This window comes from Devosia sp. ZB163 (assembly GCF_028613635.1).
Classification (GTDB): domain Bacteria; phylum Pseudomonadota; class Alphaproteobacteria; order Rhizobiales; family Devosiaceae; genus Devosia_A.
This window is the reverse complement of record NZ_JAQRMY010000001.1, coordinates 73894-97206: the sequence shown is the minus strand read 5'-3', so window position 1 is coordinate 97206 and position 23313 is coordinate 73894. Positions and strand designations below refer to the sequence as shown.

The 23313-nt window shown below is 66.8% G+C and carries 22 protein-coding genes and 1 riboswitch; of the genes, 8 read left to right on the top strand and 14 right to left on the bottom strand.

The window, feature by feature from the left end; all coding sequences use genetic code 11:
- Window positions 1-16 precede the first annotated feature (16 nt).
- The 5 genes from iolB to PRN20_RS00465 form a co-directional block, all read right to left on the bottom strand.
- The gene (gene iolB, locus PRN20_RS00485) at window positions 17-811 is read right to left on the bottom strand and encodes a 5-deoxy-glucuronate isomerase (protein ID WP_273954946.1); all 795 of its coding nucleotides are present in this window, start codon (window positions 809-811) and stop codon (window positions 17-19) included.
- Window positions 792-1031 (bottom strand): hypothetical protein, encoded by a 240-nt coding sequence (locus tag PRN20_RS00480; RefSeq protein ID WP_273954945.1) that lies wholly within the window; start codon window positions 1029-1031, stop codon window positions 792-794. Before PRN20_RS00480 ends, iolB begins: the two co-directional genes overlap by 20 nt.
- A 13-nt stretch (window positions 1032-1044) precedes the next feature.
- The gene (gene iolE, locus PRN20_RS00475; RefSeq protein ID WP_273956746.1) at window positions 1045-1962 is read right to left on the bottom strand and encodes a myo-inosose-2 dehydratase; all 918 of its coding nucleotides are present in this window, start codon (window positions 1960-1962) and stop codon (window positions 1045-1047) included.
- A 159-nt stretch (window positions 1963-2121) separates the two neighbouring features.
- Window positions 2122-3966 (bottom strand): 3D-(3,5/4)-trihydroxycyclohexane-1,2-dione acylhydrolase (decyclizing), encoded by a 1845-nt coding sequence (iolD, locus tag PRN20_RS00470; protein ID WP_273954944.1) that lies wholly within the window; start codon window positions 3964-3966, stop codon window positions 2122-2124.
- Window positions 3967-4135: 169 nt separating this feature from the next.
- Window positions 4136-6016 carry a bifunctional 5-dehydro-2-deoxygluconokinase/5-dehydro-2-deoxyphosphogluconate aldolase gene (locus PRN20_RS00465; RefSeq protein ID WP_273954943.1) on the bottom strand — a complete coding sequence of 627 codons (1881 nt, stop codon included), beginning with the start codon at window positions 6014-6016 and terminating at the stop codon, window positions 4136-4138.
- Between the two features lie 154 nt (window positions 6017-6170).
- Here PRN20_RS00465 and iolG point away from each other — a divergent pair, with 154 nt between their 5' ends.
- Together iolG and PRN20_RS00455 are read left to right on the top strand one after the other, a co-directional pair.
- Window positions 6171-7157 carry an inositol 2-dehydrogenase gene (gene iolG / locus PRN20_RS00460; protein WP_273954942.1) on the top strand — a complete coding sequence of 329 codons (987 nt, stop codon included), beginning with the start codon at window positions 6171-6173 and terminating at the stop codon, window positions 7155-7157.
- A gap of 249 nt (window positions 7158-7406) precedes the next feature.
- Complete coding sequence (locus PRN20_RS00455) at window positions 7407-8234, top strand: SDR family oxidoreductase (protein ID WP_273954941.1); 828 nt, start codon at window positions 7407-7409, stop codon at window positions 8232-8234.
- A gap of 205 nt (window positions 8235-8439) precedes the next feature.
- Here the strand turns inward: PRN20_RS00455 and PRN20_RS00450 are convergent, their stop codons facing one another.
- Complete coding sequence (locus tag PRN20_RS00450; protein WP_273954940.1) at window positions 8440-9285, bottom strand: MurR/RpiR family transcriptional regulator; 846 nt, start codon at window positions 9283-9285, stop codon at window positions 8440-8442.
- Between the two features lie 225 nt (window positions 9286-9510).
- On the opposite strand from PRN20_RS00450, the gene PRN20_RS00445 reads away from it, so the two are divergent.
- The 4 genes from PRN20_RS00445 (at window position 9511) to PRN20_RS00430 (ending at window position 13964) form a co-directional block, all read left to right on the top strand.
- Window positions 9511-10290: an ATP-binding cassette domain-containing protein gene (locus tag PRN20_RS00445; protein ID WP_273954939.1), complete on the top strand. Its 780-nt coding sequence runs from the start codon at window positions 9511-9513 to the stop codon at window positions 10288-10290.
- Window positions 10291-10563: 273 nt separating this feature from the next.
- Window positions 10564-11580, top strand: coding sequence for an ABC transporter permease (locus PRN20_RS00440; protein WP_273954937.1), 1017 nt, complete (start codon window positions 10564-10566; stop codon window positions 11578-11580).
- Window positions 11581-11733: 153 nt separating this feature from the next.
- Window positions 11734-12639 carry a sugar ABC transporter substrate-binding protein gene (locus PRN20_RS00435; RefSeq protein WP_273954936.1) on the top strand — a complete coding sequence of 302 codons (906 nt, stop codon included), beginning with the start codon at window positions 11734-11736 and terminating at the stop codon, window positions 12637-12639.
- A 212-nt stretch (window positions 12640-12851) separates the two neighbouring features.
- Window positions 12852-13964 carry a Gfo/Idh/MocA family protein gene (locus tag PRN20_RS00430; RefSeq protein ID WP_273954934.1) on the top strand — a complete coding sequence of 371 codons (1113 nt, stop codon included), beginning with the start codon at window positions 12852-12854 and terminating at the stop codon, window positions 13962-13964.
- 215 nt (window positions 13965-14179) lie between these two features.
- Here the strand turns inward: PRN20_RS00430 and PRN20_RS00425 are convergent, their stop codons facing one another.
- The 5 genes from PRN20_RS00425 to PRN20_RS00405 all read right to left on the bottom strand — a co-directional run bounded on the left by PRN20_RS00425 (window position 14180) and on the right by PRN20_RS00405 (window position 18990).
- Window positions 14180-15160, bottom strand: a complete 981-nt coding sequence (locus PRN20_RS00425) for a DMT family transporter (RefSeq protein WP_273954932.1) — start codon at window positions 15158-15160, stop codon at window positions 14180-14182.
- A 187-nt stretch (window positions 15161-15347) separates the two neighbouring features.
- Window positions 15348-15495: riboswitch (FMN riboswitch) on the bottom strand.
- 241 nt (window positions 15496-15736) lie between these two features.
- Complete coding sequence (locus tag PRN20_RS00420; protein ID WP_273954931.1) at window positions 15737-16174, bottom strand: GNAT family N-acetyltransferase; 438 nt, start codon at window positions 16172-16174, stop codon at window positions 15737-15739.
- The gene (locus PRN20_RS00415; RefSeq protein WP_273954930.1) at window positions 16171-17043 is read right to left on the bottom strand and encodes an EamA family transporter; all 873 of its coding nucleotides are present in this window, start codon (window positions 17041-17043) and stop codon (window positions 16171-16173) included. Before PRN20_RS00415 ends, PRN20_RS00420 begins: the two co-directional genes overlap by 4 nt.
- A 192-nt stretch (window positions 17044-17235) precedes the next feature.
- Window positions 17236-18276: an aspartate-semialdehyde dehydrogenase gene (locus tag PRN20_RS00410; RefSeq protein ID WP_273954929.1), complete on the bottom strand. Its 1041-nt coding sequence runs from the start codon at window positions 18274-18276 to the stop codon at window positions 17236-17238.
- Window positions 18277-18606: 330 nt separating this feature from the next.
- Window positions 18607-18990: a hypothetical protein gene (locus tag PRN20_RS00405; RefSeq protein ID WP_273954928.1), complete on the bottom strand. Its 384-nt coding sequence runs from the start codon at window positions 18988-18990 to the stop codon at window positions 18607-18609.
- 291 nt (window positions 18991-19281) lie between these two features.
- On the opposite strand from PRN20_RS00405, the gene PRN20_RS00400 reads away from it, so the two are divergent.
- Window positions 19282-20475: an NAD(P)/FAD-dependent oxidoreductase gene (locus tag PRN20_RS00400; protein ID WP_273954926.1), complete on the top strand. Its 1194-nt coding sequence runs from the start codon at window positions 19282-19284 to the stop codon at window positions 20473-20475.
- Between the two features lie 3 nt (window positions 20476-20478).
- On the opposite strand, the gene PRN20_RS00395 is transcribed toward PRN20_RS00400, so the two are convergent.
- The 3 genes from PRN20_RS00395 to PRN20_RS00385 are packed head-to-tail and all read right to left on the bottom strand — an operon-like array spanning window position 20479 to window position 22053.
- A complete protein-coding gene (locus tag PRN20_RS00395) occupies window positions 20479-21189 on the bottom strand; it encodes a DJ-1/PfpI family protein (protein ID WP_273954925.1) in 711 nt (236 codons plus the stop codon).
- 40 nt (window positions 21190-21229) lie between these two features.
- Complete coding sequence (locus tag PRN20_RS00390) at window positions 21230-21673, bottom strand: hypothetical protein (protein WP_273954923.1); 444 nt, start codon at window positions 21671-21673, stop codon at window positions 21230-21232.
- Window positions 21674-21675: 2 nt separating this feature from the next.
- The gene (locus tag PRN20_RS00385; RefSeq protein ID WP_273954922.1) at window positions 21676-22053 is read right to left on the bottom strand and encodes a DUF6152 family protein; all 378 of its coding nucleotides are present in this window, start codon (window positions 22051-22053) and stop codon (window positions 21676-21678) included.
- Between the two features lie 166 nt (window positions 22054-22219).
- Between PRN20_RS00385 and PRN20_RS00380 the strand changes: the two genes are divergently transcribed.
- Window positions 22220-23230 carry a Gfo/Idh/MocA family protein gene (locus PRN20_RS00380; RefSeq protein WP_273954921.1) on the top strand — a complete coding sequence of 337 codons (1011 nt, stop codon included), beginning with the start codon at window positions 22220-22222 and terminating at the stop codon, window positions 23228-23230.
- The last annotated feature ends 83 nt before the right edge of the window (window positions 23231-23313 follow it).

The window sequence follows — 23313 nt, the reverse complement described above, 5'->3', positions numbered from 1 at the left end:
CATCGTGGCGTGCTGCCTACCCCAGCATCCACTCATGTTCGGGGGCGTTGTAGAATTTCCAGGTCCGTTTCGGGCCGGCCATGACGTTGAGGTAGTAGATGTCGTAGCCGGCGACGGCGGCGACCGGGTGGTAGCCGCGGGGAACGAGGACGACGTCGCCGTCCTCGATCAGCATGGTTTCGTCGAGCGAGCGGTCGTCGGTGTAGACGCGCTGGAAGCCGAAGCCCTGGGGCTTACTGAACCGGTGGTAGTAGGTTTCCTCGAGGAAGCTCTGGCGGGGCAGGTCGTCCTCGTCGTGCCGGTGGGGCGGGTAGCTCGAGGTGTGGCCGCCGGGGGTGATGACCTCGACGACGAGGAGGGAATCGGCGTCCGCGGTCTCGGGCAGGATGTTGGTGGGGTAGCGGGTGTTGGTGCCCTTGCCGCGCGTCAGGCGCTCGGCATCGGCGGGCCCGATCAGGCGGGGCGGGCGGGCGCCGGGCTTGCCGGGGGCGGTGCAGACGGCGACTTCGAGCGGGGTCAGCGCCTCGATGCGCCAGTTCATGCCGGCCGGGACATAGACCGAATGCGGCGGGCCTTCGAACGGGCTCATGCGCTCGCCGGCGAGGAAGGTCAGGCCGTCGACCTCGATCGAGGCGCGGCCCGAGATCAGGACGAGGCAGGCCTCGCGGTCGGAATGCCCGCCCTTCGCTACGTCGCCGGCATTGGGCAGCCGGTGCAGGTCGAACCCGACATAGGTCCAGCCGGCATTCCCGGGCGTGATGTGGTGGACATGCCCGCTCGGAGCCGCGGGCCTAACTCTTAGGTTGGCCATCCTCGTACTTCTTCAGTTCCTTGTCGTAGTTGATGCCGAACGACCACACGGCATAGGCGAGCGCGGCGAGCGTGATCAGGCCCCAGAACTGGTCCCGGTTGTAGAACCACTCCCAGCCGCACCAGATCGCGATCACCCCGATGAGGATGGCCCGCCGGTAGAAGGGCTTGAACCAGGGCAGGGTCAAGAGCCGCGGTTTCTTGTTCTGTTCGTCGGACACGCCGGTTCCCTTTCTAGCGGGTGGGGAAACCCTGCGTCTCCACCGTGTAACCGGCCGCAGTCATCACCCGCATCAGTTCCTTGTAGCCCACCTGGGCCATCCTGAGAGGTGGGTTTTTCCTCGGATCCTGCTCGGCTTCCACTACAAACCAGCCTTCGTAGCCGTAGTCGGCGAACTTCCGGACGATGGCCGCGAAATCGAGGGAGCCGTCACCGGGCACGGTGAAGGCGCCGAGGGCCACGGCATCGAGGAAGCTCTGACGGGTGCGATCGAGCCCATCGACCACGGCGCGGCGGATGTCTTTCACATGCACGTGGCTGATGCGGGCGTGGTGATTGTCGATGGCGCGCAGCACGTCGCCGCCGGCGAAGGCGAGATGCCCGGCATCGAGCAGCAGCGGGATGCCGGGGCCGGAATGGCGCATGAAGGCATCGAGCTCGGGTTCGGTCTCGACCACGGCGGCCATGTGGTGGTGGTAGCTGAGCGGCATGCCTTGCCCGGCGCACCATTCGCCGAACTGGGTGAGCTTTCTGGCGTAGGCCCGCATCTCGTCGTCCGAGAGCTTTGGCTTGGTGGCGAGGGGCCTGGTCCGGTCGCCCTGGATCGAGCGGCCGACCTCGCCATAGACGATGCAGGGGGCATCGACGGCCTTGAACAGCTCGATCATGGGGGCGATGCGGTCCTTGTTGGCCGCAAGGTCCTCGTCGACCAGCGTGCCCGAGAACCAGCCGCCGCAGAGGTTCACGTCGGCGGCCTTGAGGATCGGCAGCATGACATCGGGATCGTCGGGGAAGCGGCGGCCCTTTTCCATGCCGGTGAAGCCGGCCGAGCGGGACTGGCGGAGGCATTCCTCGAGCGACACGTCATCGCTGAGTTCCGGCAGGTCGTCGTTCCACCATGCGATGGGGGACATGCCCAGTTTGGCTTTCAGCATACTCGCTCCAAGATCAGTGCCGCGACCCCTCACCCGTCTCGCGCTACGCGCGATCCACCCTCTCCCCGACGGGGAGAGGAACAGTGGTGGCCACCAGTCTTTCGGTATTCTTCTCCCCGTCGGGGAGAAGGTGGCGCGTAGCGCCGGATGAGGGGATCAGAGCCGCTGGCCCTTCAGCGCTTCTTCGTATTCCTTGCGGGCGGCGTTCACCGAGGGTCGGACGCTTACTTCGGGCACCGCGACGTCCCACCAGTGGCCGCCGGCTTCGGTGGAGATCAGCGGGTCGGTGTCGATCACGAGGACGGTGGTGCGCTCGACCTTTTCGGCTTCGGCGAGGGCGCTTTCGAGTTCGGCGATCGAGGCGGCCTTGCGCACCCAGGCGCCCATCGCGGCGGCGTGTGCGGCGAAGTCGATCTCGGGCAGGGTCTCGTGGACGGCGTCTTTCAGCAGGTTGTTGAAGTTGGCGCCGCCGGTGGCCATCTGCAGCCGGTTGATGCAGCCGAAGCCGCGGTTGTCGAGCACGACGATGGTGAGTTTCTTGCCCAGCATCACCGAGGTGGCGATCTCGGAGTTCATCATCATGTAGCTGCCGTCGCCGAGCATGACGATCACGTCGTCATGGGGCTTGGCGAGTTTCACGCCAAGACCGCCGGCGATCTCGTAGCCCATGGTCGAGTAGCCGTATTCCATGTGGTAGCTGCCCGGCGCGCCGGCCGGCCACAGCTTGTGCAACTCGCCGGGCAGGCCGCCCGAGGCGCAGACCAGCGTTGCGCCCGAACCGCGGGCGCGGGCGACGGCGCCGATGACCTGTGCATCGGAGGGGAGGGCGTTGGTGGGGTCGGTCACGGCCCTGGCCGCCTTCAGCCACTCGGCCTTTGCCGCCTTGGCCGTCGCAACCCAGCTGTCCGCCGTCTTCCAGTCGCCGAGCTTGTGCTCGATTGCCTCGAGCCCGGCCTTCGCATCGGCCACCAGCGGCAATGCCCGGTGCTTGCCCGCATCGAACGGCTGCGCGTTGAGCCCGATGATCTTGACGCCATCGGCTTTGAACAGTGCCCACGAGCCGGTGGTGAAATCCTGCAGCCGCGAGCCGATCGCCAGGACAAGATCGGCCTGTTCGGCGAGCAGGTTGCTCGCCGACGACCCCGTTACCCCCACCGATCCCATGTTCAGCGGATGGTCGTGCGGCAGGCTCGACTTGCCGGCGTTGGTTTCCATCACCGGCACGCCGTGCTTTTCGGCGAAGGCCCGCAGCGTCCCTGCGGCCTCCGAGTAGAGCACGCCGCCGCCGGCGATGATCACCGGCTTTTCCGACGAGACGATCGCCGCCAACGCCTGTTCGAGCTCGTTCGTGTCCGGCTGCGGGCGGCGCGGGGTCCAGATGCGTTCGGCGAAGAAGCTCTCGGGGTAGTCAAAGGCTTCGGCCTGCACGTCCTGGCAGAGGCTGAGGGTCACCGGGCCGCATTCGGCCGGGTCGGTCAGCACCTGCATGGCGCGGTTGAGCGCCGGGATGATCTGCTCGGGGCGGGTGATGCGGTCGAAATAGCGGCTGACCGGACGGAAGACGTCGTTGGCGCTGACCGTGCCGTCCTGAAAACTCTCCACCTGCTGCAGCACCGGGTCGGGCGCACGGTTGGCGAAGACGTCGCCGGGGAGGAGGAGGACGGGCAGGCGGTTGACATGCGCCAGCGCCGCGGCGGTGACCATGTTGGTGGCGCCGGGGCCGATCGAGGAGGTCGCGGCCATGAAGCGGCGGCGGAAGCTGGCCTTGGCGAAGGCGATCGCCGCATGCGCCATGCCCTGCTCGTTATGGGCGCGATAGGTCGGGAGTTCCTCGCGCACCTGATAGAGCGCCTCGCCGAAGCCCGCGACGTTGCCGTGGCCGAAGATGGCGAAGACGCCGCCGAAGATCGGGACTTCGATGCCGTCGATCACGGTCATCTGGCGGGTCATGAACTTCGCCAGCGCCTGCGCCATGGTGAGGCGGATGGTTTTGTCGGTCATTGCGATTCCTCCTCACGCGCTACGGCGCGAACCCCTCATCCGGCGCTACGCGCCACCTTCTCCCCGACGGGGAGAAGAACAGAGCGCCGACTGTGCAGTCGGTATTCCTCTCCCCGTCGGGGAGAGGGTGGACCGGCGAAGCCGGGACGGGTGAGGGGTTTGAGCCGCATCACTCCCCCCAGATTCCGACCAGCGCCGAGAACCTTGCAGCCATGTCGGCGACTGCCTGTTCGTCCGTCATGGTGCCAGCAAACCACGCCTTGGCGGCTTCGCCAAATATGGTGCGGCCGACGGCGAAACCGCGCACCGTGCGGGCGGTTCTGGCGATGGCGAAGCCGCGCGCCAGTTCGTCCTGCGGGGCGTCGAGGCCGAGCAGCACGACGCCGCGGCAGAAGGGGTCGTTGTTCTCGATCGCGGTGTCGACCGCTTCCCAGGCCGCGGTGCTTGGCTGCGACTCCAGCTTCCACCAGTCGGGCTTGAGGCCGGCGGCGTAGAGCTGGCCCAGCGCACGGGCGGTGGTCGTGTCGTCGACCGGGCCGAGCCTGGAGGGGATGATCTCGATGAGGATGTCGCGGCCGACCTTGCGGCAGGCATCGTAGGCGGCGCGGAGTTTTTCGAGCTGCTGGCTGTTGATCTGCTTGGGATCGTCCGGGTGCCAGAAGCAGAGGACCTTGAGGCAGTGGTCGACCGGCCATTCGATCAGCCGGCTGCCGATATCCTGCGAAAACTCGAACTCGAGCGGGATCGAGCCCGGCAGTTCCACCGGCCGCGCGATCCAGAAGTCCTTGGGTGCTTCGAACAGGGCGTCGCGGCCCCATTTGTCGTCGAGCAGCATGCCAAAGCCGGGTCGGCCATTGGCGACCTGTGCGGCGGCCTGCATGGCGAGGACCTTGAAGGCGGGGATGCGGTCGGCCCTGTCGCCGGCGATGTCCTCGATCTGCTTCCGATGATCGATGGCGAAGGCGGTGAGGCGTGGCCAGTGCCGGCGGCGGGTCGTCGCCCAGTGCAGGTGGTTGAGGTCTTCGTCCTTGCGGAGGGCCCTATGCTTGCTGCCGTGTTTCAGGAAATGGTCGAGCTCGGTCCAGCTCGGGTACTCGGGGGCGCAGAGCAGGCGGGAGACGGCGAAGGCGCCGCAGGCATTGGCCCAGGTGGCGCTGGTGGCGTGATCCTCGCCACGCAGCCAGCCGCGGAGGAACCCCGACATGAAGGCGTCGCCGGCGCCGAGCACGTTATAGATCTCGATCGGGAACCCCTGGCCGACGACGCCATGCTCGAGATCGTCGCCGATCACGCCGTCATAGACGACGCAGCCCCTGGCGCCGCGCTTCAGCACGACGGTCGCGCCCGAGACGGCGCGGATGGCCTTGAGGGCAGTGAGCAAGTCGCTCTCGCCGGCGGCGATGAGCACTTCTTCCTCGGTGCCGACGATCAGGTCGCAATCCCTCAGGATCGGCTTGATCTTGCCGGTCACGTAGTCGGATCTGACATAGCGCTCGAAGCCGGCGGCGTGGCCGGCGAGGCCCCAGAGATTGGGGCGGTAGTCGATGTCGAACACCACCTTGCGGCCGGCGGCCCTGGCGATGCGGATGGCCTTGAGTTGGGCCGCCTCGGCATTGGGGGTGGAGAAATGCGTGCCCGTGACGACGATGGCCGCGGCGCTTTCGATGAAGGCGGGATCGATGTCGGCTTCGCTCAGCGCCATGTCGGCGCAATCGGTGCGCACGAAGATCATGGGCGAGACGCCCTCGGCCTCGACGGCGAGGAGCACGAGGGCGGTGAGGCGCTCCGCGTCGATGGCGATGCCGGCGGTCTCGACGCCTTCGCGGCCGAGCTGTTCCTTGATGAAGCCGCCCATCTGCTCGGCGCCGACGCGGGTGATGAGCGCCGATTTCAGCCCCAGGCGGGCGGTGCCGACCGCGATGTTGGTGGGGCAGCCGCCGACGGCCTTGGTGAAGCTGCCGATATCTTCGAGCCGGCTGCCGATCTGCTGGCCGTAGAGGTCCACCGACGAGCGCCCGATGGTGATGACATCGAGCCTGGGCTCCGGCATGATCTCCCCCGCGTGTTTCTACTGGACGGCCTGTTTTGGCCGTTGTATCCCTCGCGCGGATGAAACGTCAATTCCGAAATGCCTGTATTCGGAATGAATGTTCCATAGCTGATGTGGCAGCGACGGCGGGACGCCGTGCATGAGGGGGGCACTCGTGGTCAAATTCGGAATTCTGGGCGCCGGGCGTATCGGCAAGGTGCATGCGAACACGATCGCCAACTCGCCGCGTGCCAGCGTCGCCTATGTCGCTGACGCCATTCCCGACGCCGCAGTATCGCTCGCGAGGAGCGTGGGGGCACAGGTTTCGACGGTTGACGAAATCATCGGCTCCGATGTTGACGCCGTTCTCATCGCGACCCCCACCGATACGCATGCCGACCTGATCGAGAAGGCGGCGCGGGCGGGCAAGGCCATCCTCTGCGAAAAGCCGGTGTCGCTTTCGGTCGAGCGGATCGAGGCGTGCCTGCCGGTGGTGGAGAAGGCGGGCGTGCCGCTGATGATCGGCTTCAACCGCCGGTTCGACCCGAATTTCGCCGCGGTGCAGAAGCGGATCCAGGGTGGGGAGATCGGCGACGTCGAGATCGTGACGATCATCTCGCGCGACCCGGCGCCGCCGCCGGTCAGCTATATCGAGCGCTCGGGCGGGCTCTATCGCGACATGATGATCCACGATTTCGACATGGCGCGCTTCCTCGTGGGCGAGGAGTTCGTGACGGTGCATGCGCTGGGCAGCGCGCTGGTCGACAAGGCGATCGGGACGGCCGGCGATGTCGACACGGCCGCGGTGCAGATGCAGACGGCCTCGGGCAAGATCGCGGTGATCACCAACTCGCGCCGCGCCACGTATGGCTATGACCAGCGGATCGAGGTGCATGGGTCGAAGGGCATGCTGCGCGCGGGGAACGTGCACATGACGACGCTCGAGCGCGCCGACGGCAACGGGTTCACGCAGGACGTGATCCAGAACTTCTTCATCGACCGCTATGTCGCGGCCTATGCGGCCGAGGTGAACAGCTTCATCGACGCGATGGCGAACGGGACGACCCCGACGCCTTCGGGGCAGGATGGGCTGCAAGCTCAGAAGCTGGCCGAGGCGGCGACGAAAAGCTCGCAGACCGGGCAGGTCGTGCGGGTCGGATAGTCCGGAGCGTGGGGCATGGGTCCCCGGGTCAAGCCCGGGGATGACGGAGTGGGGTCGCTTGCTCCGGGCGCTTCACGGCCCAGCGGAAACCCTGTGGGGTTCGTCCGATATCGCTGCTGCCGAAGTATCCCACCGGGTTCCCGCTTTCGCGGGAATGACGGCGGTGGATCGGGCCTGCAACACGGGGCTTGGCTTACGTCCCTCAACTCCCTAGTGTCCGGCCACCATACCAGCCCTGAGTCCCCTGCGATGACCGAGAATTCCTCCGCCCAGTTTGCCGGCAAGATCGCCGTTGTGACCGGAGGCGCCCAGGGGTTGGGCGAGGCGACGGCGCGGCTGCTGGCCGAACGCGGCGCCGCCGGCATCTTGATCACCGACCGGCAGGCGGACAAGGGCGAGGCGGTGGCGCGCTCGCTCACCGAGGCCGGCACGCCGACCATCTTCGTTACGGCCGATCTTGCCGACCCGGCCCAGGTTGCGACCATCATCCCGGCGGCCGACAAGGCGTTCGGCCGGGTCGATGTGCTGGCCAATATCGCCGGGTTGACCGATCGCGGCACGATCCTCGATACGGACATCGCGCTCTACGAGCGGATGTTCGCCATCAATGTACGGGCGCCGTTCTTCCTGATGCAGGACGCGATCAGGGTGATGCAGCGCGAGCGCATCGCCGGGTCGATCGTCAACATCCTCTCGGTCAACGCCTATATCGGCTCGCCCAATCTCGCCGCCTACAGCGCGTCGAAGGGTGCGCTGATGACGCTGACCAAGAACACCGCGAACGCCGTCAACATGATGCGCATCCGCGTCAACGGCATCATCCTCGGCTGGGCCGATACGCCGGGCGAGCACGTGACGCTCAAGACCTTCCACGATGCGGCGGACGACTGGCTGGAGAAGGCCGAGGCCTCGCGGCCGTTCGGGCAGCTGCTGAAGCCAGAGGGCGTGGCGCGGGTCATCGCTTTTCTCGCAGGGCCGGAGTCGGCGCCGATGACGGGGTCGTGCGTCGAGTACGAGCAGACCGTGATCGGGGCGAGTGGTGGTGGAGCGATCGGCTATCCGGTGAAGAAGGGCTGAGGCACCGACCTGGCAGTGATCGCCTTCTCCCCTTGTGGGAGAAGGACGGCCAAAGGCCGTCGCCGCGGGGCGGATGAGGGGTATCTCTCCGCGCACTCCACCGCTCGTCGCTTCGCTCCGATCGCGCAACCCCAGGGTTGCGGGACCCCTCATCCGGCGCTGCGCGCCACCTTCTCCCACAAGGGGAGAAGGTAAGAGGTGGCCTCTACTTCTCGCCTCGTTTTCCCGCCACTGCGACCGTGAGCGTCATGGCGAGCGCCATGGTTGCGGCCATGGAGCGGAAGCCTTCGAAGTCGGCTTCGACGATCTCGAGCCAGGCATCGGCGATCGGCGCGATGGGCGAGAAGATGGAATCGGTGATCGACACGATCCTGGCATGCCGGCTCTTGGCCGCGTGTGCGAGGTTCACCGTCTCGCTGGCATAGGGCGTGAAGCTGATGGCCAGCACCGCGTCGCGCGGCGAGATGAAGCCGATCTGCTCGGCGCCCAGCCCGGCGATGCCGTCGACCAGGAGGTTCCGGATCCCCAGCTTGCCCATGGCGTAGGCCATGTAGCTGGTGATGGGGAAGGAACGGCGGAGGCCGACGAGGTAGATGGTCTCGGCCTTGGCGAGGATGTCGACGGCGCGTTCGAGCGTTGCGGGGTCGAGTTTCAGCCTCAGGTCGGCGACGGAGCGCTCGGCGGCATCGGCGAAGCCCTGGAGCAGGAGGCCGGATTTGCTGGCGCCGCCATGCTCGCGCAGCTGCTTGAGGCGTTCCTCGTAGCTCGGCACGCGGTCGCGCAGGCGGGCGCGGAACACGTCCTGCAGGTCGGAGAAGCCCTGATAGCCAAGGGCCTGGCTGAAGCGGACCAGCGTCGAGGGCTGGACGCCCGAGTGCTGGGCGATGCTGGCAGCGGTGCCGAAGGCGATCTCGTCGGGGTTGTCGAGCGCATAGGTGGCGACCTGCGTCAGCCGGCGCGGCAGGCTTGGCGCCCGGGCGGCGATCAGCGCGCGCAGGGCGGGAAAGTCGCGCGGGGCAGCTTCCGCAACATTGATATCCTGGTCGTCCATACCGGCCCCATACTACGAAGCGCTGGCGCAGACAAAGTCCAACGATTGTCCGAGCGAAGTCCATGAACTTCTGCCGGTCGGTGCGCCTTATCCACCAAAGCCCCAAGTCATTCCCGGGACACTTGACGCTCAACCGTAGAATGGAATAAACATTCTATCAATAGGGAATACGGAACCAATCGTTCCAACCGTGAACGAACTCTGAAGGTCGGGGAGGGCCGGAGGATGTCAGCAGCACCGCTGCTCGAGGCGCGCGGCATATCCAAGTATTTCGGCGCGATCACCGCGTTGCGGGACGTGAACTTCCACGTCATGCCGGGCGAGGTGCTGGGCGTGGTCGGCGACAACGGCGCCGGCAAGTCGACGCTGATGAAGATCCTCTCGGGCCTGTTCACTCCCAGCGAAGGCGAACTCATCTTCAACGGCGCGCCGGTCAAGTTCGGCTCGCCCAAGGACGCGCAGAAGCTCGGCATCGAGATGGTCTACCAGGACTTCGCGCTGGCCGGGAACATGCCGATCTACGAGAACATCTATCTCGGCCGCGAGCCGGGAACGAAGTTCGGGCCGCTGACCATCGTCGACCACAAGCGTGCGCGGCAGATGGCGTCGGACCATCTCGACCGGCTGCATATCCACGTCAAATCGGTGGAGCAGAATACCGAGGACCTCTCGGGCGGGCAGCGCCAGGCCGTGGCCATCGCGCGCGCCACCGCCTTCGACGGCAAGATCGTGATCATGGATGAACCGACGGCCGCGCTGGCGATCAAGGAGGTCGGCAAGGTGCTCGACCTCGTCAGATCGCTGAAGGACCATGGCGTGGCGGTGATCATCATTTCGCACCGGATGGACGACATCTTCTACTGCTGCGACCGGGTGATGGCGCTCTACCAGGGCACCAATTTCGCGGAAGCCGAACTCAACCGGACCTCGCGCAACGAGGTCATCGGCTGGATCATGGGGACCAAGGGGCACACGAGTGGCCTCGCCCATGACAACATGCATTGAGGGAGATGAGCTTGCTTCAGACCTCCCAGTGGCAGAAGGCCCCCTCACCCGGCGCTGGCGCGCCGACCTCTCCCCCGAGGGAGAGGTGGTGGGTGGGCGAGAGCGTGCCGCCTGCACCTCTCTTCCACCGTACCTCGACCCCTCACCCGTCCCGGCTTTGCCGGTCCACCCTCTCCCCGAGGGGGAGAGGAACAGGGGTGATCGCCGATGTTGCGGTGTTCTTCTCCCCGTCGGGGAGAAGGTGGCGCTTAGCGCCGGATGAGGGGACGGGCCATGTCTGACACTCCCGCCGCCAAGCCGGGGTTCGGGATCAGCCGGCCGGTGCTGAGCAAGTTCCTCGAGGGGTACGGCATCATCCTCGTCGTCGTGGTGATGATGCTGGTGCTGGCGCTGATCAAGCCGGAGGTGTTCCTCACGGCGCAGAACCTCACCAACATATTGAAGCAGAACGCGACGCTCGCGCTGCTGGCTCTCGGCATGTACGTGGTGATCGTCACGGCCGGTATCGACCTCAGTGTCGGCTCGGTGATGGCGCTGGGCATGGTGGCGCTCGCCATCGCGTCGAAGGCCGGGGTGCCGTGGCCGCTGGTGCTGCTGATCGGGCCGGCCATCGGGCTCGCGGTGGGCTGGGTCAACGGCGTCGGCCTCACGGTGCTGAAGCTGCCGCATCCGTTCATCATGACGCTGGGCACGCTGAACGTGGCGCGCGGGCTCACCTATCTCATCTCGAACGGCGCGCCGATCTCGGGGCTGCAGCCGGAGGTGCGCTATCTGGGGCAGGCGTACTACGATTTCGGCATCTTCCCGCCGCCGGCCGGATTGCCGGCGAGCCTGATCGTCGTCGCCGTCAGCGCGGTGGTGCTGTGGTTCTTCCTCGAGAAGACCAACATGGGCCGGCACATCTTCGCCATCGGCGGAAATCCGCAGGCGGCGCGGGTGTCGGGCATCAATGTCGATCGGACCCTCGTGGTCGTCTACATGATCTCGGGCTTTTTCGCCGGGCTCTCGGGCCTGCTGCTCGCGGGGCGTACCGACAGCGGCTTTCCCAATGCGGGGCTCGGCATCGAGCTCGATGCGATCGCGGCGGTGATCATCGGCGGGGCGAGCTTCTTCGGCGGGCGCGGCACGGTGATCGGCGTGCTGGCGGGCGTCCTCATCATGGGGATCCTGCGCAACGGGCTCAACATCAACAATGTCAGCGCCTTCTGGCAGCAGATCCTGATCGGGCTCGTCATCATCTTCGCGGTCTATATCGACGTGCTGCGGCGGCGGGCGGCGGTGCGGAGGTGATTTCGGTGGCTACGGAAAGGCCCCCTCAACCGGCGCTGTCGCGCCGGCCTCTCCCCCCGAGGGAGAGGTGACGAGAGAGGGCGACGAACACGCCGTGCGCACCCGTCTCCGGCGGCGCGGCGAAGAGGAACTGGAGACAGGGAGGACCAGGTTATGAAGCATATTCTGATGGCTGGCGTGGCGCTCGTGGCGATGTCCAGCATGATCGGCAGCGCCAATGCCGCCTACGCGCTGGTGATGAAGGGCCCAGGCGCGGGCAACCCGTTCTGGGCGGCGGTGGAGAAGGGCGCCAAGGACAAGGGCGCCGAACTCGGCGTCGACGTGGTGGTCGTGGCGCCGCCGGCCGAGACGGACGTGCAGGCCCAGGTGTCGCAGGTCGAGGACCTGATCGCGCAGAAGGTCGAGGGCATTGCGCTCGCGCCGACCGATCCGGGTGCGCTCGCCCCGGTGGTGGATGCGGCCAAGGCCGCCGGCATTCCGGTGGTGTTCGTCGATACGCTCGGTTCGAACGAAGGCGTGACCTTCATCGGCACCAATAATGAAGTGGGCGCCGCGCTCGCCGCCAAGTACATGTGCGACAACCTGCCGGCCGGCTCGGAAGTGGCGATCCTGCAGGGCGTGATGGCCCACTCGACGGCCCAGTTCCGCGCCAACGGCTCCAAGCAGGGGCTCGAGGCCTGCGGGCTCAAGGTGGTGGCCGAGCAGACGGCCGAGTGGGATCGCGCCAAGGGCCTGTCGGTGACCGAGAACATCCTCGCCGGCAACCCCAACATCAAGGGCATCTTCGGCTCGAACGACAACATGGCGCTGGGCGCCGTGGAGGCACTGAAGGCCGCGGCCAAGAAGGATGTGATGGTGGTCGGGTTCGACGCCAACCCCGACGCCGCGGCGGCAGTGCTCGCCGGCGACATGGCGGCGACGGTGGCGCAGGCCCCGGCCAACATGGGCGGCTTCGGCATCCAGGCGCTGGTCGACCTCAAGGGCGGCAAGACCATCGAACCGGTGATCGACACCGGCACGGTGCTCGTCACCAAGGACAATGCCGAGCAGTACAAGTAAGCTTGCCTCCAGCGAGCAAGGGCGCCCGGGGTTTCGGCTCCGGGCGTTGTCTTGAGGGTGGTGCATGGGGCCCCCTCATCCGGCGCTGCGCGCCACCTTCTCCCCGACGGGGAGAAGAACAAGGCGCCGACTGTGCAGTCGGTGTTCCTCTTCCCGTCGGGGAGAGGGTGGATCGCGCGAAGCGCGAGACGAAGAGAGAGGAAGTCTTCCTAATGAGCACCATCGGCGTCGGGCTTATCGGGACGGGGTATATGGGCAAGTGCCATGCGCTGGCCTGGAATGCGGTGAAGCCGGTGTTCGGGGATGGGCCGCGGCCGGTGCTGAAGCACCTTGCCGAGGTGTCGCCGGAGCTGGCGCATCGGCGCGCCGACGAGTTCGGGTTCGAGAAATGGACGTCGGACTGGCGGGAGCTCATCGCCGACCCGGAGGTCGAGGTGGTGTCGGTGACGACGCCCAATGCGTTCCACGCGGAGATGGCGATCGCGGCGCTCGAGGCGGGCAAGCACGTCTGGTGCGAAAAGCCGATGGCGGTGAAGCTCGAGGATGCCGAACGGATGGCGCTGAAAGCGCTCGAGGCGGGCAAGGTGACGGCGCTCGGCTACAACTACATCCAGAACCCGGTGATCCGGCACATCAAGCGGCTGATCGAGGAGGGGACGATCGGCACCGTGAACCATTTCCGCTTCGAGATGGACGAGGACTTCATGGCCGACCCCGAGGCGCTGTTCTACTGGAAGAGCGAGGCCTCCTCCGGCTATGGCGCGCTCGACGATTTCGGCGTCCATCCGCTGAGCCTCATCCAGTACCTGTTCGGCGGGGTCACGCGGGTGATGGCGCAGCTTTCGATGCCCTATGCCGACCGGCCAAGCCGGGATGGTGGGAGGCGGAAGGTCGAGACGTTCGATATTGCTTCGGTGCTGATCGAGCTCACGAACGGGGCAGCGGGCGTGATGGCGCTCGACCGTTCGGCCTGGGGGCGGAAGGGGCGGATCGCGGTGCAGGTGTTCGGCTCGAAGGGGACGATTGCCTACGACCAGGAGCGGATGAACGAGTTCCAACTCTATACGGCGAGCGACCATGCGGCCGAGCAGGGGTTCCGGACCATACTCACGGCGCCGGTGCATGCGCCCTACGAGCGGTTCATCCCGGCGCCGGGGCATGGGCTGGGGTTCAACGAACTCAAGATCATCGAGTGCCACGAGCTGCTGCGCGCCATCGGCGGGGAGGCGGCGCAGATCGTCGATTTCGAGGCGGGGCTGGAGATCGAGCGGGCGGTGCATGCGATGGCGCGGAGCCATCACGAGGGGGCGTGGGTGCGGGTGTAAGGGGTATCTCTCCGCGCACTCCACCGCTCGTCGCATGGCTCCGATCGTGCAGACGTTCGTCTGCAGACCCCTCATCCGGCCTGTCGGCCACCTTCTCCCACAAGGGGAGAAGGCGCTGACTGCGCGAGTGGAGTCCGGAGCCGCCAGTCACGAGCGGCTCCGGGAGGCCAGGGCGTGCAGCGGCCCGGGCCTCCCTCCCCCTTGAGGGGAGCCAGTCAGGCGGTGGCGAGGGTCGGGGCGGGGCCCTTGCGTTCGACCCAGTAGATATAGGCCGAGGCGAGGACGATCAGCGCGGCGCCGGGCCAGAACCAGGCCGAGGGGACCTGGCCGAGGGCGAACCAGCCGACCAGCCCGCCCAGCAGCACCTTGGTGTCGCCGAAGGGCTGGAGATAGGTGGCGTCGGCCGCCTTGTAGGCGAAGGCGAGCAGGTACTGGGCCGCGCCGGTGAGCGCCCCGAGCAGCAGCAGCAGCCACAGCCCGTCGCCCGTGGGCAGGGCGAAGGGGAAGCCGGTGGCGACGCCGGCCGGCAGCAGCGACGGCACGAGCCAGCCGAAGGCGGTGACGGCGACGAGGATCAGCAGGTGGTTCGGCGTCATCAGGACGAGCAGCGAGATGGTCAGCGTCTCGGGGCTCTCGCCCTTGAGCGCAAGGTAGCGGGTGAGCACGTCCGTCGTCGCCCAGAGCGCGGCAGCAACGATCGGCACGAGGGTCGACCAGCCGAGGCCCTCGGCGCCGAAGCCCGAGACGATGAGCGCGCCGGCGAAGCCGACGAGCGCCGCGCCGATCCGGGCGCTCGAGACGCGTTCGCCGAGGAACAGGGTCGAGCCGACGATGATGAACAGCGGCCCGGTGGCGAGCAGGGTCACCATCTGCCAGATCGGCACGCCCGAGGCGAAGCCGTAGACGAAGACGTGGACGCCGAGCGCCGACACGAAGGCGCGGATCTCATGGGCCAGGGGATGGCTGGTGCGGAGGTTGCCCAGGCCGATGCGGAAGATCAGCGGCAGGCTGAGGAGGCCAGCAATCACATATTGCCAGAAGGCCATGCCGGTGGATGACATGCCGTAGCCGCCATACTCGACGGGAGTGGGCAGCACGGCCTGCAAGGTGTTGGAGCCGGCAAAAGCCAGCGCGGCGGCCAGCATGAATGCGGCGCCGGTGGTGGCAGAGTTGGTAGGCGAGGAAATCTGGCTCATCAATCGATCCTTTCCGTAACCAGTTCCCTCAGGGAGTTACGGGGATCGGCGCTCTTGGGTGGTCGCCCGCTCGAACCGGAAAGTCTCTCGACCTTTCCTGAGCAGGCTCCGCCTGGGATGGCGCCCGGCTCCCTAGTGGGAGCGTGCCCCGAATGGGGCGTGGGCGCCGGCGGATGCCAGCGCGTTGTCCCGTTCTCTTTCATCCGGACTATACCGTCGGCCCCGGAATCGCACCGGATCTGCTGACCCTTCCAGTGAACTGGAAAGCGCTCGCGGGCTTCGGGATTTCTCCCGTTACCGCCGGTGGGGAATTACACCCCGCCCTGAGAACATGCCGGCCGGGTAACCCCGGCCAACGGTGGAGAAATAGTCCGATGCGCGGTTGGGCGCAAGGAGGCACACGGGGGATACTGGGTTGGGGGCCAGGGGCTGAACCCATTCATGGGCACTGATGCTGGGGCTCCCCTCCCCCTTGAGGGGAGGGGTTGGGGGTGGGGGTCCGTCGGTGATCACCGGACCACCCCCTCCCTCAGTCCCTCCCCTCAAGGGGGAGGGAGGCGATGGCTGCATGCGCTGCTACCGCTTCCACTCGTAGCGGACGTCGGGGCGGCGGGCTTCGTTGCCGGAGCCGTCGGTGAACTCGACGGGCGTGAAGCCGTGCTTTTCGTAGAAGGCGCGGGCGGGGGTGTTTTCGGCGAAGCACCAGAGGGTGAGGGTGTCGCTGCGGGACTTGGCGTCGTCGAGCAGCAGCGAGCCGATGCCGGAGCGGCGGGTGTCCGGGTCGAGGTAGAGCTGGTTGATCCAGCCATCCGCCTCGGCCATGAAGCCGAGGAGCTGTCCACCCTGCTCGGCGAGGGTGACGCGGTGGGTGGCGAGCAGGACGTCGCGGACGAAGCCGAGATCCTCTTCGGCGGTGTGGAGCTCGGGGAGGAAGGCGAGGAGGGCGCGCGAGCGGCGGAAGAGGGCGGCGATCGCCTCGGCATCATCGGGCGTGGCGAGGCGGAGCGTGGTCATGCGGGCGCCCGTTTCAGGAGGCGCGGGCCGAAGACGTTGATCAGCAGCCCGACGAAGACGAGGAGGCTGCCGGCGATCTCGATGCCGCTGATGGTCTCGTGCAGGAGCAGCGCGGCGCTGCCCATGCCGGCGATGGGGACCAGCAGCGAGAAGGGGGCGACGAGCCCGGCCGGGTAGCGCGAGAGCAGCATCGACCAGACGCCGTAGCCGAACAGGGTCGAGGCATAGGCGATGAAGAGCAGCGAGCCGCCGCCCTGCCAGGTGAGGTTCTCAGCTGCGGCCGGGATGGCGCCGGGCTCGAAGATCAGCGACAGCGCCAGCATGGGGAGCGGCGGGACGAGCGAGGACCAGACGACGAAGCTCAGCATGTCGACCTTGCCGGCCTTCTTGGTGACGATGTTGCCCACGCCCCAGAAGAAGGCGGCGGCGATGGTGAGCAGCAACGGCAGGAACGCGGCGCCCTCGAGCCGCTCGAGGCCGATGAGGCCGATGCCGAGAAAGGCGATGGCGGCGCCGGCCCATTGCAGCGGGCTCGGGCGTTCGCCGAGGAAGATGACGGCGAGCGCGATGGTGAAGAAGGCCTGGAGCTGCATCACCAGCGAGCTCAGCCCGGCGGGCATGCCGAGGTGGATGGCCATGAACAGCAGGCCGAACTGCGCGACGCCGATGGCGAAGCCATAGCCGACGAGGATGGGGAGCGAGACGGCGGGGCGGCGGATGAAGAACACCGCGGGGATGGCGGCGAGCAGGTAGCGCAACGCCGTCATCAGGAGCGGGGCCACCTCGTCGACACCCCAGCGGATGGCGATGAAGTTGACGCCCCAGACGGTGACGACGAAGAGGGCGAGGATCAGGTCGCGGGGGGACATGGATGTCTCGGGGCGCCGTGGCGAATGGACGATCGTGCCTTGCGCCCCTCATCCGGCGCGGCGCGCCACCTTCTCCCCGACGGGGAGAAGACAAGGGCGCCGGCCGTGCCGCCGGTGTTCCTCCCCCCGTCGGGGAGAGGGTGGACCGGCGCAGCCGGGACGGGTGAGGGGATGCGGCCCAAGGTCCTTCCCTTACGCCGCCTTCTTTTCCACGAGGTTGCGCTCGATGAGGGTTTCGAGGATCTGGACGGTGTTGAGGGCGGCGCCCTTGCGGAGGTTGTCCGAGACCACCCACATGGCGATGCCGTTCTCGACCGTCACGTCCTCGCGGATGCGGGACACGTAGGTGTCGTACTCGCCCACCGCCTCGATCGGGGTGGCGTAGCCGCCGGCTTCGCGCTTGTCGATGACGGAGATGCCGGCGGCCTCGCGCAGGGCGTCACGTGCCTCGTCGGCGGTGATGGAGTTCTCGAACTCGAGGTTGATCGCCTCGGAGTGGCCGACGAAGACGGGCACGCGCACGCAGGTTGCGGTCACCTTGATCTTGGGATCGAGGATCTTCTTGGTCTCGGCGACCATCTTCCACTCTTCCTTCGTGTAGCCATCCTCCATGAACACATCGATGTGCGGGATGACGTTGAAGGCGATCTGCTTGGAGAACTTCCGGGGGGTCGGCGTGTCGTTGACGAAGATGCCCTTGGTCTGGGCCCAGAGCTCGTCGACGCCTTCCTTGCCGGCGCCCGACACCGACTGGTAGGTCGCCACCACCACGCGCTTGATCCTGGCGAGATCGTGCAGCGGCTTCAGCGCCACCACCATCTGGGCGGTCGAGCAGTTGGGGTTGGCGATGATGTTCTTGCGGTCGTTGCGGGCCATGTACGCATCGAGCACGTGGGCGTTCACCTCGGGCACGATCAGCGGCACATCGGCGTGGTAGCGCCAGAAGCTCGAGTTATCGACGACGATGCAGCCGGTGGCGCCGATCTTCTCGCCATACTCCTTGGCGACCGTGGAGCCGGCGCTCATCAGGGCGAAATCGACGTTCGAGAAGTCGAAATTCTCGAGGTTCTGCACCTTGAGGCGCTTGTCGCCGAAGCTGATCTCCTGGCCCTGGCTGCGGGCCGAGGCGAGCGCGATCACCTCGGAAGCGGGAAACTTCCGCTCATCGAGGATGTTGAGCATTTCACGGCCCACATTGCCCGTGGCCCCGATGACAGCGACGCGATAACCCATTTTGAAAAGTCCTCTTTGCCTTCAGTCCCCCGCGCTGGACCAACCGGTCCGCGGCACGCATGGCTCGGGCCGCTCCCCGGCGGGGATGGCCCGGGGACGGCTCAGGGGGTTTTGGTGGTTTTGGTCGCCGCCATGAGCAGCGCGCCGGGGCCCGTGGCCTCCGCGGTCGTCGCTGACATCATCTGGTCCATGCGCATGGCGCACCGATCCCTTTCCAAACGGCGCCGCGTTTCTACGCCAGTTTGGCCAAGAGTCAATCACCTGTAGGAAATTGCCTACGCTACTGAAGGAGTAGCCGCCCGGCGCTGGGCCGGGCGGCCTCGCCCGGTCTCAGTCGGGATTGGAGGTGGTCCGCAGGCCATTGCTCTGCGAGATGGAGGAGGTGTTGTCCTTGCCGACCTGGATCGTGACAGCCGTGTTGCCGCCGCCGCTCTGCTGGGTCTTGGCCTCGTTGCCCTTGCCGACCTGGACGAAGACGTTGGTGTTGCCGTCGCCATTCTGGCGGGTAACGGCCTTGTTGTAGGCGCCAGCCTGCACGCCGTAGTTCTTGTTGTCGTCGCCCTTCTGCACGGTCCTGGAATAGTTGGGGCCGATCTGGATGACTCCGTTGCTGTTGCCGGAGCCGTAGTTTTTCCAGATGTTGGCTGCCGCGGCTTCGCCGACCGTCGCGGCAATCAAACCCGCAGCTGCAATGACGAGGATGTGCTTTCTCATGATCCGTTTCTCCAAATAGGGCAGCGGTTCGAACCTTTCTGCCTGCATTCAGACCATGCCCTGCAATGTTCCCCCGATATGTCGTGACATCTTTCTGGTCGATGGTGGGTGTCTATGGCGACGTATGGTGCATTCGTCAAATCCAACAAGCATCAATACTGTAGCGAGATGGATCGTTCTTGCTCGTGATTGTCCTGTCGCGGCAGGCCGGGTCGTGGGGTGGTGCGGTCGCCCACCCGCACCCGGCCCCGGCAGCTTGTCGCCCTGCGACGGGCGCGATAGGTGATCGGCATGACCCAATATGACATCATCGTCCTCGGCGCCGGCGCGGCGGGACTCATGGCCGCGATCGAGGCCGGCAAGCGCGGGCGCAAGGTGATCGTGCTCGATCACGCCAAGACCGCCGGCGAGAAGATCCGCATCTCGGGCGGCGGGCGCTGCAACTTCACCAATATCAACGCGACGGTGAAGGCGGGACGCGACCGCTTCCTCAGCCAGAACCCGCGGTTCGCACTGTCGGCCCTGGCCCGCTACACGCCGGACAAGTTCATCGCACTGGTCGATGCCTATTCGATCCCGTTCCACGAGAAGACGCTGGGGCAGCTGTTCTGCGACGGCTCGAGCCAGCAGATCATCAACCTGCTGCTGGCGGAACTGCGCAAGGCCGGCGGCACGCTGCGGCTCGAGACGGTGATCGAGGGCGTCACGCATGCCGACGGCGTGTTCACGGTGAATGCTGCCGATGCGTCCTTCACGGGGGCGGCGCTGGTCGTCGCCACCGGGGGCAAGTCGATCCCCAAGATGGGGGCGACGGGGCTGGCCTATCAGCTCGCGACGCAGTTCGGGCTGAAGGTCACCGAGACGCGGCCGGCGCTGGTGCCGCTGACGTTCGAGCCGCGCATTCTCGAGCGGCTGGCGCCGCTGAGCGGCATTGCCGTCGATCCAACGCGGATTTCGGTGCGCAAGAAGAGCTTCGATGAGGCGATGCTCTTCACCCATCGCGGGCTTTCCGGTCCGGCGATCCTTCAGATTTCGAGCTACTGGCGCGAGGGCGACGCGATCGTCATCGACCTGTTCCCCAATGGCGACCTCGGCGACATCCTGCGCGAGGCTCGCAGCGATACGCCCAAGCTGGCGCTCCAGACGGTGCTCTCCAACCACCTCGCCAAGCGCCTCGCCCAGATGCTGGCCGAAGAGATCGGCATCACCACCATGATGGGCGACATGAGCGACAAGAGCTTCCAGAAGATCGAGGATGCGCTGCGCCGCTGGACCATCAAGCCGACCGGCTCGGAGGGCTATCGCACGGCGGAGGTGACGCTGGGTGGCATCGACACGGACGGCCTCGACTCCACCACCATGGCGGCGCGGACCGTCCCCGGGCTCTATTTCGTCGGAGAAGCGGTCGATGTCACCGGGTGGCTGGGCGGCTATAACTTCCAGTGGGCCTGGGCCAGCGGCTGGGCAGCGGGGCAGGCGGCCTAGGGGCTACGGCGCGCGGCCTTCGAGGCGTCGGCGGATTTCGGCGTGGGCGCCGGCGTTGCGCTGGACCATGAGGGCGATGGCGGCCTCGGAGGCCTTTGCCGGGTGGCCGGCGTCGAAGGGCGGCGCAGGATCGTATTCGATCCCGAGCTGGACGGCCTGTGCCACCTCCGCGCCGGCGAGATCGGCAAGGATGCGGAAGCCGAAGTCGATCCCGGCGGTGACGCCGCCGGAGGTGTAGATGCGGCCATCCTGCACCACCCGCCCATGGGCGTGAGTGGCGCCGACCAGCGGCAGCAGGTCGACATAGGCCCAGTGCGTCGCGGCTTTCCGCCCCTGCAGCAGGCCGGCAGCTCCTAGCAGGAACGCGCCCATGCAGACCGAGCACACATAGGTGGCGCCTGCCGCCTGGCGGCGCACGAACTCGACCGTTTCGGGATTGCCGAGGGCTTCCGCAACACCGCCGCCACCCGGAACGCAGATGAGGTCGAGCGGCGGGCAATCCTCGAAGGTGCAGGTGGGGAGGACCGCGAGGCCGCGGTCGCTCATCACCGGCGCCATGGTTCTCGCCGCAACATGGACCCTCGTCTGGGGGAGACGGCTCGGCACCGAGACCGAGGGCGGGGTCCCGAGCCGGCTCAGGACCTCGAAGGGGCCGGCGAAATCGAGCAGGGTGAGCTGCGGGAAGATCACGAAACCGACGTCGAACCCCGGCATGCCGTCCTCCACTGACGCGTGTTTCCATCCCGCCCCTTGCTCAAAGCACGAAGCCGAGGAAGCGTCCGGCGAGCAGGGCCAGCGGCCACAGGGTGATCGATACCAGGGCAAAGACGCGCCTCGGGCCGTTGCGGATCGTGATGAAGGCGATGAAGTTGAGGGCGGCGAGGCCGATCAGGCCCATCTTGGCCCAGAACAGCGGCATGGCCGCATATTCGCTGGCGCGGACGGAAAAGAGCGCGAGGCCGGTGGCGCTGGCGACCACGAAGGCGCCGAGCGCGATGCGGCGGAGAAGCCGGATGAAATGCGGCTCGGGCATCTCGTCGAAGAGGCCGAGCAGCTTGAGGTCCATCAGGATGACGGTGGTGACCAGGGCGCCGATCGCGAGGATGTGGAGGGCGTTGACGACGGGGTAGGCGAAAAAGGAGGTCTTGAGCGCCTGGACGACGCCCAATTGCTCTATCGCCCCCAGCGCCTCCTCCATGTTCAGTCCTGGGGTACGCGCGCCGGGTAGATGTCGTAGTTCTTGCCGCCCGCGGTGATGCGCACCGCCTTCATCCGCGTCTCGTTGGGATCCTTGGAGCGGTTGCCGATGGCGGTCACCTGATCGCCGGGCTTGACCGTCTCTTCGGTGAAGCCGGTCGCCATGGTGGGGCCGGGCGGTGCGAGTTCGACGTGCCAGACGACGCCGTCGACATCGAGGTCGAGCGTGGCGTGCGGGTTGCCGACATAGACCGCCTTGACGGTGCCGGTGAGCTCGGACAGCTCGTCCACGGCCCAGGTCCAGCCGTGGTGCGCCAGCGCAGGCAGCGCGGGCGCCATGGTGGCAAGCGCGATACTCAGGAGCAGTGTGCGAAGCCGCATCGATGCCTCCTCCGGGAGTGACCGGCAGAGACTATGCGCCTTCCGGCGTCCGGCCAACGGAAATCACGAAGGGCTGATCGGAGGCGCGATCCGGGATTGTCATAACATGTATGGCAGTGACGCTGTCCATCCGTTAGGGTCGCCCGTCATTTCAGGGAGGTTTTGCATGACCAAGAAGGTGCGCTGGGGCATTCTGTCGACTGCCAATATCGGGCTCAAGAAGGTCACGCCGGCGATCATGAAGTCGCCGCTGAGCGAAGTGGTGGCGGTGGCTTCGCGCGACCTCGGCAAGGCCGAGGAGTACATCGCCGAGCTCGGGCTCACCGGCAAGGCGAAGGCCCATGGCAGCTACGAGGCGCTGCTCGCCGACCCCAATGTCGATGCGATCTACAATCCGCTGCCCAATCACCTGCACGTGCCGATGACGCTCGCCGCCGCCAAGGCCGGCAAGCACGTGCTGTGCGAAAAGCCGATCGCGCTCAATGCGAAAGAGGCCGAGCAGCTGCGCCAGCTGCCCAAGGACATCGTGTTCTACGAGGCCTTCATGGTGCGCTGGCACCCGCAATGGCAGCGGGCGCGGGAGATCGCGCGGTCGGGCGAGCTGGGCGAGCTGAGGGCGGTGCGCGGCGTCTTCACCTACTACCTCACCGACCCCACGAACGTGCGCAACCAGGCCGATATCGGCGGCGGCGGCATCTATGACATCGGCTGCTATCCGGTCACGGGCTCGCGCTTCCTGTTCGGGGCGGAGCCGCTGCGGGCCGTATCGCTGGTCGACCGCGACCCGGTGCTGAAGACCGACCGGCTCGCTTCGGTGCTGCTCGATTTCGGCGGCGGCAAGCAGGCGAGCTTCGTGTGCTCGACGCAGTCGGTGGGGCACCAGTCGCTCGAGCTGATCGGCACCAAGGGCCGGGTGGAACTGGTCGTCCCGTTCAACGCTCCGGCGGATACGGCGACGGCCATCATCATCGACAACGGCTATTCGCCGGATGGGCACCTGTCGCGCCGCGAGATCATCCCGCCCTGCGACCAGTATACCGAGCAGGCCAATGCGTTCTGCAAGGCGGTGCTCGAGGGCAAGCCGATGGAGTGGGGCGTCGAGGATGCGATCAGTTCGATGAAGGTGCTGGACGCGATCTTTGCCAGCGAGAAGAGCGGGGGGTGGGCGACGGTCTAGGCCGGCACCTTCCACGCAGGCTGGTGGGTGGGGGCGACCCCCTCATCCGCCCTTCGGGCACCTTCTCCCACAAGGGGAGAAGG

Bases quoted from the DNA above. Each gene is read 5' to 3' on its own strand.
- PRN20_RS00440 (WP_273954937.1), top strand. From the start codon at position 10,564: ATGTCTGACACTCCCGCCGCCAAGCCGGGGTTCGGGATCAGCCGGCCG.
- PRN20_RS00420 (WP_273954931.1), bottom strand. From the start codon at position 16,174: ATGACCACGCTCCGCCTCGCCACGCCCGATGATGCCGAGGCGATCGCC.
- PRN20_RS00390 (WP_273954923.1), bottom strand. From the start codon at position 21,673: ATGGAGGAGGCGCTGGGGGCGATAGAGCAATTGGGCGTCGTCCAGGCG.
- PRN20_RS00450 (WP_273954940.1), bottom strand. From the start codon at position 9,285: ATGGACGACCAGGATATCAATGTTGCGGAAGCTGCCCCGCGCGACTTT.
- PRN20_RS00405 (WP_273954928.1), bottom strand. From the start codon at position 18,990: ATGAGAAAGCACATCCTCGTCATTGCAGCTGCGGGTTTGATTGCCGCG.
- PRN20_RS00445 (WP_273954939.1), top strand. From the start codon at position 9,511: ATGTCAGCAGCACCGCTGCTCGAGGCGCGCGGCATATCCAAGTATTTC.
- PRN20_RS00385 (WP_273954922.1), bottom strand. From the start codon at position 22,053: ATGCGGCTTCGCACACTGCTCCTGAGTATCGCGCTTGCCACCATGGCG.
- PRN20_RS00465 (WP_273954943.1), bottom strand. From the start codon at position 6,016: ATGCCGGAGCCCAGGCTCGATGTCATCACCATCGGGCGCTCGTCGGTG.
- PRN20_RS00455 (WP_273954941.1), top strand. From the start codon at position 7,407: ATGACCGAGAATTCCTCCGCCCAGTTTGCCGGCAAGATCGCCGTTGTG.
- iolD (WP_273954944.1), bottom strand. From the start codon at position 3,966: ATGACCGACAAAACCATCCGCCTCACCATGGCGCAGGCGCTGGCGAAG.
- PRN20_RS00395 (WP_273954925.1), bottom strand. From the start codon at position 21,189: ATGCCGGGGTTCGACGTCGGTTTCGTGATCTTCCCGCAGCTCACCCTG.
- PRN20_RS00430 (WP_273954934.1), top strand. From the start codon at position 12,852: ATGAGCACCATCGGCGTCGGGCTTATCGGGACGGGGTATATGGGCAAG.
- PRN20_RS00410 (WP_273954929.1), bottom strand. From the start codon at position 18,276: ATGGGTTATCGCGTCGCTGTCATCGGGGCCACGGGCAATGTGGGCCGT.
- PRN20_RS00435 (WP_273954936.1), top strand. From the start codon at position 11,734: ATGAAGCATATTCTGATGGCTGGCGTGGCGCTCGTGGCGATGTCCAGC.
- PRN20_RS00425 (WP_273954932.1), bottom strand. From the start codon at position 15,160: ATGAGCCAGATTTCCTCGCCTACCAACTCTGCCACCACCGGCGCCGCA.
- PRN20_RS00380 (WP_273954921.1), top strand. From the start codon at position 22,220: ATGACCAAGAAGGTGCGCTGGGGCATTCTGTCGACTGCCAATATCGGG.
- PRN20_RS00415 (WP_273954930.1), bottom strand. From the start codon at position 17,043: ATGTCCCCCCGCGACCTGATCCTCGCCCTCTTCGTCGTCACCGTCTGG.
- PRN20_RS00400 (WP_273954926.1), top strand. From the start codon at position 19,282: ATGACCCAATATGACATCATCGTCCTCGGCGCCGGCGCGGCGGGACTC.
- iolB (WP_273954946.1), bottom strand. From the start codon at position 811: ATGGCCAACCTAAGAGTTAGGCCCGCGGCTCCGAGCGGGCATGTCCAC.